Here is a 16,353-nt window from a genome sequence, read left to right as displayed (position 1 = left end):
TCACCCTTCAGGCTGTGAGGCAAACAGGCTCAATCCGAGCCGCTCCGACAGAAAGCGGGAGACGAGGCGCCCCTTGACGCTGTTGCCCGCATCATCGAGCCGCGGCGCGAACACGCCCAGTCCCGCCTTGCCCGGCGCAACCGCAACGACTCCCCCGGCAATCCCGCTTTTGCCAGGGAGGCCAACCTCGTAAAGCCAGTCGCCAGAGGCCTCATAGAATCCGGCGCTGGCCATCACCGCCAGCGTTCGTTTGCAGGCGTCGGCGCTGGCCGCCCGCTGCTTCGTCAGCGGATTGACGCCGCCATCGGCAAGACAAGCGGCCATCCGCGCAAGGTCCCCGGCGCTGACTTGCAGGCAACATTGCCGCGTATAGAGGTCAATCGCCTCAGCTGGGTCGCAATAGATGCGCCCGCGCGCCTCGAGCAATTGCGCAATCGCCCGGTTGCGGGCGTTGCTCGCAAGGGCGCAGGCATAGATGTCATCGTCGAGAATAAGGCTGCGTCCGGCGAAGCGAGCCAGGCCTTCCCCGATGAAAGCCCATTTCTCTTCGAGGTTCGCGCCGGGAACGAGGCTCGTCGCGGCGATGGCTCCCGCATTGACCATCGGATTGGTCGCGCCGGTCCGGCTCTGTTCCACTGCGCCGAGCGAATTAAACGGCAGTCCGGTGGCGTTGACCCCCAGCCTTTCGCGGGCCGCCTCGAATCCCAGATGATCGCAGACAAGAGCGAAGACGAAGGGCTTCGACACGCTCATGATCGCGAATTCATGCGCGGAGTCGCCGCTCGCATGCAGCGCGCCATCGACGCCAGCGACCGCGACGCCGAAAAGATCGCTCGGCATGCGCGCGAGCGAGGGGTAGACGTCCGCGTTCGCGCCCTCGGCGTTGCCCTTGAACAGGCGATGAGCTTCCTCAACGAGAGCATCGACGCGGTCCGGGGGCGGCAGGCGGCCGGTCGAAACGAAGGCGGCCGCGGCGTCGTCCGAGTCGCGGCTCATCCGGCGCGCTGCGCCGCTGCGGGCACAGGCGCGGCGCTAACCGACACGCAGACATTCATAGCAAGGAAGTCGGCCGCTTCGCCAAAATAGCCGCCCGCAATCGGTAGCGCCTGTTGCGGCGTGCGGGTTTCACAGACACGCACGAGATTGGCGCCGGCGATCAACCCGTTGGTCGGATCATATTCGACCCAGCCCGCGCCCGGCAGATAGACGCTGACCCAAGCATGGGTTGAGCCGCCGCCGCGCTGCGTTCCGGTGAGATCGTCATAGAGATAGCCGCTGACGAAACGCGCAGCGAGCCCAAGGCTGCGGATCGCCTCGATCATCAGCATGGCGAAATCGCGGCAGGTTCCGGTCCCAAGCTCAAGCGTTTGCGCCGCCGTTTGGGTTCCTTCCTCATGGCGCGCGCCATAACTCAGCTCCGCCTTTATGGCGTGCGTCATATCTTCCAGGAATTGCAGCGTGCGCGTTTCGCCGGGTCCGGAGACGAAGCGGCGCGCGAAGGCGTCGACCGTGCGGTTTGGGTCCGGCTGCTGCCGCTCGGTCAGGCGCCCGAGATCGGGGACTTCCTCGGAGGCGTAGGAGAAGGGAAACAGCACAGCCGCCGGATCGAGGCTGTAGACCGGGAGCGCCGCGCCGATCGGATAATGGGTGAGGTCGAGCGTCGAGACGATGCTGAGCTCTTTCGTGCGCAGCGGTTCGGCCCATTCGAGATAGCAGATCGAATTGTCGAACACATCATGCGCATAGCGCATTTTTGCGGGCGTCGGATGCACCGCCAGCGTCACGCTGTTGAGCCGCAGATCATGGCTGTCGCGGGGCCGCAGCATCAGCCGATGGCGAGTCAGGCCGACAGGGTTGCGGTAGCTGTATTCCGTCGTGTGGACGATATTGATTCGGGCCATGGCTCCCTCATCGCGGCGCTTTCGCCGACGATGCCGCGTGGCCCGTCGGCTTGGCTGCTTCGCCTCGTTTTATCAGGCCTGCGCGCGCCAATCACAAAAAACTCGCGCGCGCCGCCATGCGGCTTCAGACGCCCTCATATTCAGCCCAGCAATCCGGCGTCTCGAACACTTTCACGCATGAAAGCTGCGGCAGTGGTCCTCGGATGCGCTCAAAGATCCAGATCGCGATCAGCTCGGCCGTGGGGTTTTCGAGACCCTCGATCTCATTCAGATAATGGTGATCGAGACGCGCTAGAAGCGGACCGAACGCCGCCTCGATGTCGAAGAAATCGACGACGAAGCCGGTCACAGGGTCGACCGGCCCCTGCAGCTCGAGTTCGACGCGATAGGAATGGCCATGCAGCCTGTGGCAGCGATGCGTCTCGGCGACATGCGGCAGCCGGTGCGCCGCCTCGAAATGGAAGGCTTGCGTGATTTTCATGAGATTGTCTGGCGCGCTCTATTTTAAGGGATGCCGATGAGCTTGTGGGTTTGCAGGCTGAGCCGCCAATCGGGATGGGCGAGGCAATAGGCGACCGCCGCCTTGGTGTTGGCTTCGACATTGGCGCCGTCCATGGGCTGCAGCCAGAAATGCGCGAAATCGAGGCCGCTTAGAGCGTCAGGCAAAAGATCATCCTGCGGATAGACGAGCTTGAGTTCGGAGCCGGCCGTCACGACGATCGGCGCCCCGGCTTTGGGGCTGACGCAGAGCCAATCGACGCCGGCGGGCGGCTGAAGCGTGCCATTGGTCTCGACCGCCGCTTCAAAGCCGCGGGCGTGAACGGCTGCGATCAGCGGCTCGTCGAGCTGCAGCAAGGGCTCGCCCCCGGTGAAGACGACATAGCGCCCGCCGGGACCGCCAAGCCAGGCCGCCTCGATGACGCCGGCGAGATCATCGGCGCCGGCGAAAACGCCGCCGCCTGTCCCGTCGGTCCCGATGAAATCGGTGTCGCAGAAGGGGCAGGACGCGGCGGCGCGGTCCTGCTCGCGTCCCGACCAGAGGTTGCATCCGGCAAAGCGGCAGAACACGGCGGCGCGCCCGGCCTGGGCGCCCTCCCCCTGCAGGGTCGGAAAAATCTCCTTCACCGCATAGCGGCCCATGCTTGTCCCCAACCGCGGCCCTTAACGCAAAAAGGACCTCTCGCGAGGTCCTTTTGACGGAAGAAGCGCGCTTTTCAAAGCATGATCTTCAACAACCGCCCGATCCGGCGACGAAGATCATTGGCGACCCGAAGGTCAGATCGCCTCGGAGATCCATCTTTTCAGCTCGCCCTTCGGCGCGGCGCCGACTTTCGTCGAGGTCATCTTGCCGTCCTTGAACAGCATCAGGGTCGGGATGCTGCGAATGCCATAAGCGCCGGCGACGCCTGGATTCTCATCGACGTTAAGCTTGGCGATGGTCACCTTGCCCTTCAGTTCTTCAGCGATCTCCTCGAGCGCCGGGCCGATCATCTTGCAGGGGCCACACCATTCGGCCCAGAAATCCACCACGACCGGGCCGCCGGCGCCGACCACATCGCTCTTGAAATTCGCATCGGTGACTTTGACGGTCGTCGACATAGGCAACTCTCGTTTGGGGCGACGACAGGCGCGCCCGCCCTGCGGCGGGACAGTTCCCGCCAGATTCGGACTTCAACGTAGGAAGACGCCGTCGCCCCGTCAAGGAGCCGCGCCTTTCGCCGCAGCCACAGCGGCCAGCGCCGCGTCGAGGGCCGCCTCAGTCAGTTCGATGATTTGCGGCCCTTCCGTAAAGATCAAGATCATGCGCACTCGCCGCTCCGGCCAAAGCGGCCGCAACGCCGCGCGGTAGAGCGCCATCTGCGTCAGATAGGATTGCGGGATCGCGCCCGGCGGCGGCGGCGCGCCGGTCTTGAAATCGGCGACCCAAACCTCTCCCTCAGACAGTCCCAACCGGTCGATCCGGCCGACGACATCGACCAAAGCGCCGCCCGGCAGCGCGATCTTGCCGGCGACGGCAACCTCGGCCTTCGAGCCCGGGCCGAACAAAGGCGCAAGCCGCGGCGCCGCGATGACCGCCAGAGCCGCCTCAAGGAGACGTTCACGGGCGGCTTCGTCGAGACTCTGCGCCCGCGCGGCGAGATAGGTCAGCCCCGCGCGCGCGCGCGCTTCGACCGGCTGATCGGGGAGATATTGCAACAAGGTATGCGTCAGCGAGCCAAGCTGCAGCGCCTCACGGCGGCCCGCGGCGTCCCCGCGGCGGTCAGCGGCGGCGAGCGCGCTCGACGGACGGATCGGCGCCGCCGGCTCGTCCAGCAGATCAAGCCGGCGCGACAGCCACTGCGGAGCGACGACGATCTCTGTTGGCGCAGCGGCCGCGGACTCATGAACCGCCAGATCAGCGCCCGCCGCGACAGCCCGAAGCACAAACTCCTCGGCGTTCCAGAACGCCGGCGCCCGCTGCAGGGTCGGCGCGAGCGTCGCCTCGATCATATTCGCCCAGCAAAGCTCCGGCGGCTTTTTGACGCCGTGAAAGCCGCAGATATAGATCCGCTCCTCGGCGCGCGTCAGGGCGACATAGAGCAGGCGGCGATATTCATCCTCGGCGAGCTTGCGCAGACGCTTTCGCGCCGCCGCCGCCTTTTCGCAATCCTCGGCCTTCCGCGGCGACCAGACCACTGGCGCTGCGCCAAGGTGGGTCTCCTCCAGCGCGAAGACGCTCGGATCGTGTTGCGCGGAGAGGCCGCCGCAGGTATCGGGCAAAAAAACGATCTTGGCCTCAAGCCCCTTGGCGGCATGGACCGTCATGACGCGGACGACTTCGCCGCCGCTCTCCATGTCGCGCCGGACCTGGCGCTGCACGGTCTCGAAATCGGCAAGGAATCCGGCGAGCGAGGGCGCTGGCTCGGCCTCATGAGCGAGCGCCAGCCGCAAAAACTCGTCCACGGCGTCGACCGCCTCGACGCCGAGCCGGCCCTCAATGGCGCGCCGGCCCTGATCCTCGCCAAGCAGGCTCGCGTAGAAAGCGAACGGCCGCGCGGCGGCGCGCGCGCGCCATCGGCCGAGCGTCTCGCGCGCCGGCTTGAGGCGCGGATCGGGTGAGGCGAGAAGGGCCGCAAAAAGGCTGCCGGGGCGCCCCGGCGCCAAGGCGATGAGATCGTCGTCGTCGAGCCCGATCAGCGGCGACTTCAGCACCGCGGCGAGGTTGAGGTCGTCCTCCGGCAGGAGGGCGGCGCGGCCGGCGGCGACGAGGTCCTGCACGGCGATATGTTCGCCAAGTTTCAGCCGGTCCGCGCCTGCGACCGGAACGCCCTTTTGCTTCAGCGCCCGGATCACCGCCTCAAAGAAAGGTCCGCGCGTGCGCACGAGAATGAGAATGTCGCCGGCGCGGACGGCCCGCAAGGCGCCGCTCTCGTCGTCATGGACGCGCTCGCCTGAGCGAGGGGCGATCAGCTGCGCGATTTTTTCGGCGACGCGCGTGGCGACGCGGCTCGGCGGATCGCTCTCATCGCGAAAATCGAGCGGCAGGCGCCAATCGCTGTTTTCGGCCTTGGCGCCGGCGCCGACCGAAGGCCAGATTTCGACAAGGCTCGGAAGGCTGGTCTTCAGGGGCTCATGCCCCATCCAGACGTCGGCCGGCGCGACCAGCCCGCTCTGGCTCTCCGGCCGGCCAAAGACGCTATCGACGGCGCCGAGGACGCCCGCCGCCGAGCGGAACGAATGGGTCAGCCGCACATGTTCGAAACGCTCGCCGCCCCTTGTGAATTTGCTTTCGAATTTGCGCTGCATCTCATGAAACATATGCGGCGCGGCGCCCTGAAACGAAAAGATCGACTGCTTTTCGTCGCCGACCGCAAAGAAGGTGCGGGGGGCAAGATTGCGGCCATGGCCGACGGCGAAATCGGCCATCAACCCGTCAAGAATGCGCCATTGCGCCTCGCTCGTATCCTGCGCCTCATCGATCAGAATATGGTCGATGCCGGCGTCGAGCTTGTAGAGCACCCAGGACGCGTCGGAGCGCTCCAGCAGCGTCAGCGTCTTGGCCACGAGATCGTCAAAGTCGAGAATGACGCGCTCATATTTGAGTTTTTGATAGCGCGCGAAGATCGCATCAATGAGCCGTCCGAGCGCGGCCGAGCGCTCCAGCGTCGCGGCTGATTTTTCCTCGGCCCGCAGCCGATCGAGACGCTCCTGTTCGGCGTAGAACTCCGCCTCGATGGCAGGATTTTTCGCCGCGAGGCCCTTGGTCAGCAGCCTTTTGGCTTTCTCACCTTTTTCGGTGAAAAAGATCTGAAAATAGACGTTGCGGCTCCCCTCGCTGTCGCCAGCGGCGTGACGCGCCGCCGCGTCGCGGAAATCCGCCGCCCTGTCGCAATCGGCTTTGCTTCCTGTTTCGAGAAACGCCGCCAGTTCGCTCCAGCGCGAAGGCGCGATCCCGCCCTCCAGCATCTCTCGCCTGATCGCCGCGACGTCGCGGCCCGGCGCGACATCGAGCGCCTTGCGCAGAACGGTCTCGTGATCCTTCGGCCACGCCTCGCGCAGCCGCGCGCGAAGGTTGAGCGCCTGTTCGAGCAACCCCGCAAAACCATATTCGGAGCATTCCCCGGCAATTTTGTCGACGATCGCTTTAAGCTCGTGATCGGTCGCTGCGGCGTCGCCGAGAACGTCGTTGCGCGCGCGGGCGAGAAGTTCGCCCTGGCGCTCCTCATCGGCGACCTCGAAGCGCGAAGGCGCGTTCGCCTCGAATGGAAAGAGATGCAGCAGCCTTTCGCAGAAGGCGTGGATGGTCTGGATTTTTAGGCCCCCCGGCGTCTCCACCGTACGCGCGAACAGCTTTCGCGCCTCGCGCATCGCGTGCCGGTCCGGAACTGGCGCGCCAGTCGCGATGATCGCCCGCCTCAGGTCCGGATCCTCGAGCGCCGTCCATCGCGCGAGCGTGTTGAAGACGCGCATCGACATATTGGCTGCGGCCGCCTTGGTGAAGGTCAGGCAGAGAATTTTTGAGGGCGGCGTTCCCTGCAGCAGCAGCCGCACCACGCGCTGCGCCAGCACATGGGTCTTGCCCGAACCGGCGTTGGCTGAGACCCAAACCGAGGCGGCGGGGTCGGAGGCTTCGCGCTGCTTTTGCAGCGTCTGCGGCGAGATCGCGGCGAGGTCCATCAGCCGTCCTCGCTCTCGCCGCCAGCCGACCATTCCTTGACGCGGGCGAGGTGATCATAGGCGTTGTAGGCCTTTGCGAATTTCGGAAAGGGGCGCGGCGGATAGGAGCGATCCGGATCGCGGAATTGGCTCAGCAGTTCGAGAAGATTGGCGAAGTGCTCGTCCGCGACGTCTGCAAGCGTCCTTTGTTTGAATGCGACCGGTTTGATTTTGCCGCCGCCGGGTCCGTTAAGCTTGACGTAAAGCGCTTCGATCTCGCCGATCGACGCAGGACCGAAGGCGCCGCGCTTGGCCATCGCCGCCTCAAGCGTCAGCTGCGGCGCAAAGCCGACCTCGATTTCCTTGATCCCCGGCGGCGTTCCCGTCTTGAAGTCAATCAGGCTGAGTTTGCCGCTCGCCGCCCGCTCGATGCGGTCGGCGCGCGCGGTCAAAGCGAAGGGCGAGCCGTCGGCGAGGAAAAAATCGAGTCTGCCGGCGGCCTCGGTACTGATCTCGTCGAGCGCCCCCCGCCGCGACGCCTCGAAACCCATGTAGAAATCGATCATCTGCTCCAGTCGCGGGACATAGAAGGCGGCAAAGCCGGGATCGGCCAGATTGTCCTCCAGCGCCTTGAGCAGCAGAGCGCGCAAAGTCTCCCGCGCGCCCGCAGGCAGCGGCCCCGGCCCAAACGATACGGTGAAGGCTTCGATCGCGGCGTGGATCGCGCTGCCGGTTTCGGCCGGCCCCGGCGTGCGCCCGATCGGATCGAGCGGAAGCAGCTTTAAAATTGTCTCGGCGTAGATTGCGTAAGGGTCGCGCCGCAGCGTCTCGATTTTCGTGACGCTGAGCCGGCTCGGGCGCAGCGAAACCGGCGGCCTTGGCTCCGGCCGCCGCAGCGGCTCTTGCGGGTCGGCGGGCCGGTCGATCAGCCGCGCCAGATCGAGATAGGTTTTGCCGCGCAAGGCGCATGCGGTCCAGGCTGCGCCTCCCAGCGCGGCCAGGCGCTGGATGAATCGCGAGGCGACCGTCGGCGCGCCGCCGCGCTTGGCGGCCCGGCTCAAAATGACCTTTTCGCGGCCCATCGCCTGCACGAAATCATGCGCGGTCTGGCCAAGCTTGCGTTCTGGCGGCGAGAGGCCGAGCGCCGCCCGCATCGGCCGGTTCAAGAACGCGTCGGCGCGCGCCTGAGGCGGCCAGACCGACTCATCGAGGCCGCCGAGCAGCATCACATCGGCATCCATCAGCCGCGCTTCGAGGAGGCCGAGGATTTTCAGGCGCGGATGCGTCCGGCCGGGGGCGTTGAGGCGCGCCTCGCCAGCCACGGCGGCGAAAAAAAACTGATAGGCCTCGGCGTCAAACCGCATTTCCGGCGTCGCGCTGAGGGCAAGCTCCTCGAACAAAGCGGCCAGAGACGCATCGTCTTCGCCCCAATCCTCCACTTCGGACTCGCCGCCGCGGATCGCCGCGAGCGCGGTTCGGTGCGCCTCGACCCAGAAGCCGAGGTCGCGCTCGCCTCCGGCGTCGAGCATGGTCCGCAAGGCGGTCACCAGCCGCTGAAGAAGCCCGCGCAATGCGTCGGATTCACGTGGAAATATGCGCTTCTGCGCCGGATGGGCGTGCGGGCCGTCCGCCTGCGCCGCAGCCAGTTCGATTGCCTGCGCGGGATCACGCAGCTTCGCGCCCGCCGCCGAGCGGAGCACGCCGATCTCGAGCAACGGGCGGAGCCGCGCGATCTCCTCACGTGAAAACCCAAGACGAAGCGCGCCATGCGCCATCAGCGCGGCGACGCTGGCCGCGCTCATGTCTTCGGCGGCGCAGGCGGCGACGAGCCGCGCCAGCAGTCCGGCCTCGCTGGAGCCAAGCGGCTCTCCGGCCGAATCTTCGACGCGGATGCCCCAGCGCAGCAGTTCGGCGGCGACGCGTCGGGCCAGTTCGCGGTCCGGCGTCACCAGCGCCGCCGTTCCCTCCCGGCGCTCCAGCGCGTGTCGCATGGCGATGGCGATGGCCAGCGCTTCCTCGCGTTCGTCCAAAGCCTCGATGAGAGCAACGCCGGCCAGCGCTTCGTCGAGCAGCGCAGGATCGATCGCCTGCCGGTAGGCGATCCAGGCGTCGGTCGCCTCCGCCGGGCGCAGCGCCTCGGAGATGAAACGTTCGCGCGCCTCCTGCGCCTTCGTCAGCGCGCCAAGGGGCCTCACCTCTTCGCGGCTGATATTGAGGGCGCGTAAAAGCCGGCACAACGCCGCCTGCGGATGGGTGAAGGCCGGCTCGCCTTCGTCAGCGGACCGGGCGACGAGGGCGAAGGCCGCCTCGTCAAGTTTGAGGTCAAGACCCGGCAGCACGATCGCGCCGCGCGGCGCGCTGGCGATGGCGTCAAGCAGCCGCGCGGTCGCCCGGTTGGAGCCCGTCGAGCCGATCGCGACCACGGGACCGCGCCGAGGCGCCTCGCGCAAGGCGAGGCTCTGCCGCTCGATCAGCGAGACCTGACGCCGCGCCCGGTCGACAAGGCCGCGCTGCTCCAGAATATGCGGCCATTGCGTGACCGCGATTTGGAGAAAATCAAGCGTGATGCGCCAATAATCGTCGAACCCCTCGGAGCCGAGCGGATCGAGACGCCCCCAGTCGATATCCTCGATGATCAACTCGTCGATCAGCCGCGCGAGGTCGCCGGAGAGCCCCCAGGCGTCGGCGGCGGTCGCGCCGACGAGCAGCGATTCGCGCTCGTCGAAGACGCGGGCGCCGTCGGCCCCGACGCGCACGATGGCGTGGCGCAAGAGTCGTGACCAGGAGAGACACAGTTCGGCAAGCTGCATGCGCCGGTCGATCTCGCCAATCGCGAGCGGCGGTTCGAGGGGAGACGAAAACTCATTCGCCCCGCCATCCTCGAAAAGAAGCTCCGTCTCGCTCTCATCGAGCGCGCCGAGCGGCAGAATGCGCGGCAGCAGCACCGCCTTCGCCGGCAGCGCGCGCGTAAATTCATCCGTGAGCGCGCGGGCGGCGCGGCGCGTCGGCACATAGATCGTCACGTCGGCCAACTCCAGCGGATTTTCGCTGGAGCAAAACCCTTCGACGACGTCTCCATTCAGAAACGCCCCGGCAAAGGTTCTCAGAAATGGCGCTCCGGGCGCGATGGTGAAGACGTTCTTTTTGGTCAAAGGTCCGTCCGGTCGCGGCGCGTGCGCCATCATGAGGCGCGCCGGCCCGCCATCCTATCCGGCCGCCGCCGCTTATCCACAAGCGCTTTGCCGGTGGACCCTCCGCCGGGAGGAGCAATCGGCGCGCCTTGACGACGCTCTCGCGCGGGTCTACCTCTAGCCACACCTAGGGGATCCCCGTCAGGGGGCTGAGAGGCTGGCGACGCTCATGAGAGCGGCCCCGCGACCCTTCGAACCTGATCCAGCTCGCACTGGCGTAGGGATGGTGAGATCCATGTTTTTTCCCAACCTTTGGCTCCGCAGTTATCTCGGCAGACGCACCTTCGCCACGGGCGCGCGCCGATGAAGCCTCTGCGCATTCGTGTGATCGGCGCCGGCGTTGCGGGCCTTACCGCGGCGCTTGAATTTGCGCGCGCCGGCTGCTTCGTCGAACTCGTCGAGCGCCGCGAAGGACCCGGGCTTGGCTGCTCGTTTCTGGCCGGCGGCATGATCGCCCCCTGGTGCGAGGCCGAGAGCGCCGAGCCTCTCGTCGTCGATCTGGGGATCGAATCGCTCAATTACTGGACGCAAATTGTCCCGGTCGCGCTGAAGCGCGGCTCGCTCGTGATCGCCCCTGCCCGCGACCGGCCCGAGCTGACGCGCTTTTCACGGCGCACGCGCGAATTCGAGCGGATCGGCGCGGCGCGGATCGCCGAGCTTGAGCCCGATCTTGCCGGCCGTTTCGATGACGCGCTGTTCTTTCCGCGCGAGGCGCATCTTGATCCGCGTGCGGCTGTGGCCGCCCTGTTTGATCGTCTCAAGGCAATGGACAATGTGGCGCTTCGTTTTGGCGTCGACGCCGCGCAGGCGGAAGATGACGTCGACTGGACGATCGATTGCCGCGGCTTTGACGCGAAGGACGCCCTGCCCGATCTGCGCGGCGTCAAGGGCGAGATGCTCGTCCTCTTCACCAAAGAGGTGCGGCTGTCGCGCCCCGTGCGGCTGATCCATCCGCGCAATCCGGTCTATATCGTGCCGCGCGGCGATGGGCGCTTCATGATCGGCGCGACCATGATCGAAAACCATGAGGCGGGCCGCGTGACCGCGCGCGCCATGCTCGAACTGCTCGGCGCGGCCTATGCCGTCCATCCCGCCTTCGGGGAAGCCGAGATCGTCGAGACAGGCGCTGGGGTGCGGCCGGCCTTTTTCGACAACCTTCCGCGCATAAGACTCGACAATCGAACCATCCATATGAACGGCCTTTACCGGCACGGCTTTCTGCTGGCGCCAGCGCTGGCGATGCGGGCTGTCGACGTCGCGTTGCGCGGCGCCGACGCTGCGGAGATATTGCATGAAGATCGAAGTGAACGGCAAGACGCTTGAGGTCGCCGCGACGACGCTCGCAGCGCTCCTGAACGAGCTTGATTATGATGAAGGTCATGTCGCGACGGCGCTCAACCGCGATTTCGTGCGCAAGACCCAGCGCGCGCAAACGAAGATCAAGGAAGGCGACGCGGTGGAAATTGTGAGCCCGAGGCAAGGAGGCTAAGTTGGCGCAGGACACGCTCAGTCTCTATGGCGTCTCGATGTTGTCGCGGCTCATTGTCGGCACGGCGCAATATCCCTCCCCCGCGATCCTCGCCGCCGCGATCCTGTCGGGCCAGCCCGAGATCGTGACCGTGTCGCTGCGCCGCGAGTCGGGGGCGAGCCGCGCCGGCGAGGATTTCTGGGCGCTGATCCGCGAACTTGGCGTGCGCGTCCTGCCGAACACCGCCGGCTGCCGCACCGTGAAGGAGGCCGTCACCACAGCCGAGATGGCGCGCGAGGTGTTCGACACGCGCTGGATCAAACTCGAGGTCATCGGCGAGGAAGATACGCTGCAGCCCGACGTGTTCGGCCTTGTCGAGGCGGCGCAGATTCTGGCCCGCGACGGCTTCCAGGTTTTCCCCTACACGACCGAAGACCTCGTCGTCGCGGAAAAGCTCCTTTCCGCCGGCTGCGAGGTGTTGATGCCATGGGGCGCGCCGATCGGCACCGGGCGCGGCCTCAACAATCCTTATGGCCTTCGCGCCTTGCGCGCGCATTTTCCGGCTACGCCGCTGATCGTCGACGCCGGTCTTGGCGCCCCCTCCCATGCGGCGGCGGCGATGGAGCTCGGCGTCGACGCGATTTTACTCAACACGGCGATCGCCAAGGCCGGCGATCCGGTCGCGATGGCGCGCGCCTTTGCACTGGCGGTCGAGGCCGGGCGGCTCGGCTTCCTCGCCGATCCGATGCAGCCGCGCGACATGGCCTCGCCCTCGACGCCGGTGATCGGCCGCGCCTTTTCGGACGCGCAGCGTGCTTGACCGCTTTTATATGATCGTCGACAGTTCGGACTGGATCGCCCGCCTCCTGCCCTGCGGCGTCAAACTCGTGCAGCTGCGCGCCAAAGATCTTGCCGACGACGTTCTGCGCGCAGAAATTATCAGGTCCAAAAGCTTGTGCGAAGCCGCCGGCGCGCAGCTCGTCGTCAATGATTATTGGCGTCATGCCATCGACCTCGGCTGCGACTTTGTCCACCTCGGGCAGGAGGATCTTGACGCGGCCGATCTGAAAGCGATCCGCCGCGCAGGCCTCAAGCTCGGCGTCTCGACACATGATGAGGCCGAGCTTGCGCGGGCGCTCGAAACCGAGCCGGACTATATCGCGCTTGGCCCAATCTATCCCACCATTTTGAAGAAGATGCCCTTCGCGCCGCAAGGCCTCGCGCGCATAGGCGAATGGAAAAAGCGCATCGGCAAAATTCCCCTCGTCGCCATCGGCGGGATCACGCTGGAGCGCGCCCGAGGCGTGCTCGCGGCCGGCGCCGATAGCGCGGCCGTGGTGACCGACATCACGCTGAACGCCGACCCGCGGGCGCGGGCGCGGGCGTGGGCCGCGATGGCGCGCGGACCGCTGCGCGGGACCGACGGCGGCGGCGCATCTGCAGGTTCCTCGCGTTGAAGCGCTCCTTCGCACGCGCGCGTCTCGCTAAAATCCGAACCTCTCAAGCACGTCGGCAACGCCCATCTGGGCGGCGGGCTGATTTCTGTCCCGTCGTATCAGAGTGCTAAGCTCCGGCCTCCACGCTGGAGATGAGGCTTCACCGTCATGCAGGATCAGGTCGCAGCGGCTGGCGAGCATAACAAGATAAGACTGCGCCATCTCGTCTCCGATCGAGCCGTCGGCGCGATGTTCGGCCTTGGCTTTAGCTCCGGCATCCCTTTTTTGCTCGTCTACATCACCCAGTCGGCGTGGCTCTCCGAAGCGCAGGTGCCGATCGCCCTGCTCGGCCTGATGAGCGAATTGACGCTCGCCTATAAATTCAAGTTTCTGTGGGCGCCTTTTCTCGACCGCTACGACGCGCCGCTGTTCAGCCGCCTGCTCGGCCGACGGCGCGGCTGGATCGTGCTGTCACAGATCGGAATCTTGTTGTCGCTGATCGGCGTCGCCTTCGGCGATCCGGCGCATTGGCTCGCCTGGACGGTCGGCTTCAGCCTCGCGCTCGGCTTTGCAGGCGCGACGCAGGACATCACGATCGATGGCTGGCGCATCACCGTTGCGCCGCAAGAGCGGCAGGCGTTGATGTCGTCCTGGTCGGAGATCGGCTGGCGTTTCGGCAATCTCGCCGCCGGCGCCGGCGCCCTCTACCTTGCCGCAGCCTTCGGCTGGCGCGTCTCCTATCTCTGCATGGCCGCATTGATGGCGCCCGGCATGATCGCCGCTTTGCTTGCGCCCGAACCGGACTCGGACAAGACTGCGCATTCCGAGCCGCTCGATATCGTCGCGACCATCGTCAATCCGATCAAGGATCTGATGCGCCGGCTCGGGCCGCCGGCCATCCTCATCCTCCTGATGGTGGCGGGGTTTCGGATGCCTGGCTATATCTCGAACGCGATGGCCATTCCGCTGTTCAAGAGCCTGCACTATTCGGACAGCGACATCGCGACGGTCACGAAGATATTCGGCTTTGGGGTTGCGCTGGCCGGCACCTTTTGCGCGAGCTATGTTGTGCCGCGGATCGGCATGATGGCGAGCCTTCTCGCCGGGACCGTCTTCGCCTCCGCCTCGCATCTGAGCCTTGCTTATCTCGCCGTGCATGGCGATCATGGCGGCGGCGAGTTCTGGCTGTTCGCGACCACTGTCAGCATCGACAGTTTCGCCTACGCCTTCGCCTCGATCGTCCTCATCACCTATATGTCGTCGCTGACCTCGACCGATTATGCGGCAAGCCAATATGCGCTGCTGACATCGCTCTGCGCCCTGCCCGGCAGCTTCCTCGCCGGCGGCTCGGGCTTCATCATCGAGCGCATCAGCTTTGAGTGGTTTTTTGTCATGACGTCATTGATCGGCGTCCCGGTGGCGCTGCTTGCCTGGTATCTGTGGCATACGCACAAAAGGGGACGGCTGGCGGCATCGGCGTGACGGCGGCGGCACAAAAACAAGGACTACCGCTTCTTCTTCTCCGCCTGCCGAAAGCTCCACGTCAGCTCCAGCCCATCGCGCGTCTCGCCCTCGAGCACGATCTGCGCGCAGGCTCTTGGCCCGTCGGGCGCGGCGAAGAAAATGCTTTCCTCGATCTCGGCGATCCAGGGCGTCTCGAACAGCCAGCGACGCCCGTTCGGAAGCAGGCACAACACCGCATGGCCCTCGCGCACGCGCTTCAGCCGCACATTGGGATGGATGTGGAAGCGCACTGCGAAGGGGCGCCGCTCAATGGCCTCGCCCGGCGTCGCGGCGACCATGCGGTCGGCGCCGTCGAGCCATTTGCCGTCCTTGTGCAACACGAGGCGACGCTGGCAAATGACGCCGAAGCGCGACGCATAGCCATCGTGCTGGACGACGAGCGTCGAGCCCGCCGCCTCGTCGCGGCGCTCGATCTCGACCTGTTCCGGCCCCGACACGATTTCATCCCCGAGCCATTTGCGCAGGCCGAGATGAAAGGCAAAGCGCGACGACGACAGATCGTCGATGACAAGAGTCGAATGGGCGGCGGTCATGCGCGCCGCCTCGCGCGCGGCGGCGCGGTTCGCGTCCGGCGCCCCGCAATTCAACACAAGACGCTGCGCCCCGACCGAAAATTCAAAGGAAGCGCAGCCGGCGTGGGCGCGCGTCGAAAACACTGGCGGCGGCGGCCGGCCGGCGTCGACGACGACCACCGCGTCCTGCCCCTCCAGCCGCTGATAGCCGGAATGCGGCGCATTAATCAGCGCCCGCGCCCGACTGTCGTCATAGGCGAGCACGGTGGCAAGCTGCTCCGGCGGCGTCACGCCCATGCCATTGAACAGCGCCAGCGCGCCGTCGCCATGGCGGAACAGCCGCAGCATCGGCATCATGCGGTCGATCGCATTGAGAAGCTGCGGCGGCGGCTGGGCGCCGCGCGCGGCATAGGCCTGGCGCAGCGGCAGAAGATCGAGCAGCAGGTCGATCAGGATCTGCGGGTTGCGGCTGATATGGCCGCCGTCGGGCAAAATCTGGCGCTGCAACTCCTCCGCGAGCATCCTGCCGGCGCGCTGGCGCAACTTCCCGGCGTCTTCGGCGCAGAGGCTGAGCTCCACCAGCGCGATGGCGACAAGCAGACGGTCTTCGCCGGCGAGCCCTTCGGCCATCTTGCGTTCGAGAAACTGCTGCGTGCGCCCGATCGCCTTCATGAAGCGCCGATAGAAAGCGCGATCGGCGCCATGCAGAATGATCGGCGACTGCGAGAGAAAGACGAGCAGCCGCCGCGCCGCGACGCGCGGCTCCCAGGCGGCGTTCGCGCCGGGCTTGCTGAAATCGGCGAGAAAATCCTCGACCAGCGCCCGCGCATTCGCCTTGGCGATCGCCGTATCGGCCGCGCGCAGATGGCGCATCCAGCTGAAACTGGCGAGCGCGCGCGCCCAGGCATCCGATTGCGGCTCAAGCTCGAAGGGCGAGCGCCCATGCGCGTTGACGATCTTGCCGCCGAAGGCGAAATAGCCGGCGTAAATATCGGCGGCGAGGGTCGGGTCGCTGGTTCTGATGTCCTGCGGCGCGATCAGCAGCCGTTCGGGCGGCCGCTGCCGCAGCCCCGCAAGCGCGCGCCATGGGGTCGCGGCAAGACGCCACGCCGCCGCGGCGCCCCGCGTGAAAACGAGGCCCGCGACATGCAGCCGATCCTTCAAAATCGCGCCGGCCACAAGTCC

Annotated in this window: 13 protein-coding genes and 1 riboswitch; of the genes, 5 read left to right on the top strand and 8 right to left on the bottom strand. The window is 66.2% G+C overall.

All coding sequences use genetic code 11. The features are described 5' to 3' along the window. The 7 genes from glsA to addB all read right to left on the bottom strand — a co-directional run bounded on the left by glsA (position 1) and on the right by addB (position 10,189). Positions 1 to 996 carry a glutaminase A gene (glsA, locus tag CR492_RS04965; RefSeq protein ID WP_102842641.1) on the bottom strand — a complete coding sequence of 332 codons (996 nt, stop codon included), beginning with the start codon at positions 994 to 996 and terminating at the stop codon, positions 1 to 3. Further along, the gene (locus tag CR492_RS04960) at positions 993 to 1,901 is read right to left on the bottom strand and encodes a transglutaminase family protein (RefSeq protein WP_102842640.1); all 909 of its coding nucleotides are present in this window, start codon (positions 1,899 to 1,901) and stop codon (positions 993 to 995) included. Before CR492_RS04960 ends, glsA begins: the two co-directional genes overlap by 4 nt. Positions 1,902 to 2,025: 124 nt before the next feature. Further along, positions 2,026 to 2,382, bottom strand: a complete 357-nt coding sequence (gene queD, locus CR492_RS04955; protein WP_102842639.1) for a 6-carboxytetrahydropterin synthase QueD — start codon at positions 2,380 to 2,382, stop codon at positions 2,026 to 2,028. 23 nt (positions 2,383 to 2,405) lie between these two features. Continuing rightward, positions 2,406 to 3,041 carry a 7-carboxy-7-deazaguanine synthase gene (gene queE, locus CR492_RS04950; protein ID WP_102842638.1) on the bottom strand — a complete coding sequence of 212 codons (636 nt, stop codon included), beginning with the start codon at positions 3,039 to 3,041 and terminating at the stop codon, positions 2,406 to 2,408. A 135-nt stretch (positions 3,042 to 3,176) separates the two neighbouring features. Then, the gene (gene trxA / locus CR492_RS04945) at positions 3,177 to 3,500 is read right to left on the bottom strand and encodes a thioredoxin TrxA (RefSeq protein ID WP_102842637.1); all 324 of its coding nucleotides are present in this window, start codon (positions 3,498 to 3,500) and stop codon (positions 3,177 to 3,179) included. A gap of 99 nt (positions 3,501 to 3,599) precedes the next feature. Further along, positions 3,600 to 7,058, bottom strand: coding sequence for a double-strand break repair helicase AddA (addA, locus tag CR492_RS04940; RefSeq protein ID WP_102842636.1), 3,459 nt, complete (start codon positions 7,056 to 7,058; stop codon positions 3,600 to 3,602). Further along, positions 7,058 to 10,189, bottom strand: a complete 3,132-nt coding sequence (gene addB / locus CR492_RS04935; RefSeq protein WP_102842749.1) for a double-strand break repair protein AddB — start codon at positions 10,187 to 10,189, stop codon at positions 7,058 to 7,060. The genes addA and addB overlap by 1 nt, the downstream gene beginning before the upstream one ends. A 158-nt stretch (positions 10,190 to 10,347) precedes the next feature. After that, positions 10,348 to 10,469: riboswitch (TPP riboswitch) on the top strand. A 71-nt stretch (positions 10,470 to 10,540) separates the two neighbouring features. Here addB and CR492_RS04930 point away from each other — a divergent pair. The 5 genes from CR492_RS04930 (at position 10,541) to CR492_RS04910 (ending at position 14,614) form a co-directional block, all read left to right on the top strand. Beyond that, the gene (locus CR492_RS04930; RefSeq protein ID WP_102842748.1) at positions 10,541 to 11,551 is read left to right on the top strand and encodes an FAD-dependent oxidoreductase; all 1,011 of its coding nucleotides are present in this window, start codon (positions 10,541 to 10,543) and stop codon (positions 11,549 to 11,551) included. Next, positions 11,520 to 11,717 (top strand): sulfur carrier protein ThiS, encoded by a 198-nt coding sequence (gene thiS / locus CR492_RS04925; RefSeq protein WP_102842635.1) that lies wholly within the window; start codon positions 11,520 to 11,522, stop codon positions 11,715 to 11,717. The genes CR492_RS04930 and thiS overlap by 32 nt, the downstream gene beginning before the upstream one ends. A 1-nt stretch (position 11,718) precedes the next feature. Further along, on the top strand, positions 11,719 to 12,516 hold the full coding sequence (locus tag CR492_RS04920; RefSeq protein WP_102842634.1) for a thiazole synthase: 798 nt from the start codon (positions 11,719 to 11,721) through the stop codon (positions 12,514 to 12,516). A 10-nt stretch (positions 12,517 to 12,526) separates the two neighbouring features. Then, a complete protein-coding gene (locus tag CR492_RS04915; protein WP_102842747.1) occupies positions 12,527 to 13,153 on the top strand; it encodes a thiamine phosphate synthase in 627 nt (208 codons plus the stop codon). Positions 13,154 to 13,300: 147 nt separating this feature from the next. Next, a complete protein-coding gene (locus tag CR492_RS04910) occupies positions 13,301 to 14,614 on the top strand; it encodes an AmpG family muropeptide MFS transporter (protein ID WP_102842633.1) in 1,314 nt (437 codons plus the stop codon). Positions 14,615 to 14,637: 23 nt separating this feature from the next. Here CR492_RS04910 and CR492_RS04905 read toward each other — a convergent pair whose 3' ends face one another. Continuing rightward, entirely contained in the window at positions 14,638 to 16,347 is a 1,710-nt protein-coding gene (locus tag CR492_RS04905; protein ID WP_102842632.1) for a heparinase II/III family protein, read from the bottom strand. Positions 16,348 to 16,353: the final 6 nt, after the last annotated feature.

This window comes from Methylocella silvestris (assembly GCF_002891535.1).
GTDB classification, from domain to species: domain Bacteria; phylum Pseudomonadota; class Alphaproteobacteria; order Rhizobiales; family Beijerinckiaceae; genus Methylocapsa; species Methylocapsa silvestris_A.
Note: the sequence above shows the minus strand (reverse complement) of the source record. Positions and strands in the feature narration are given on the sequence as shown.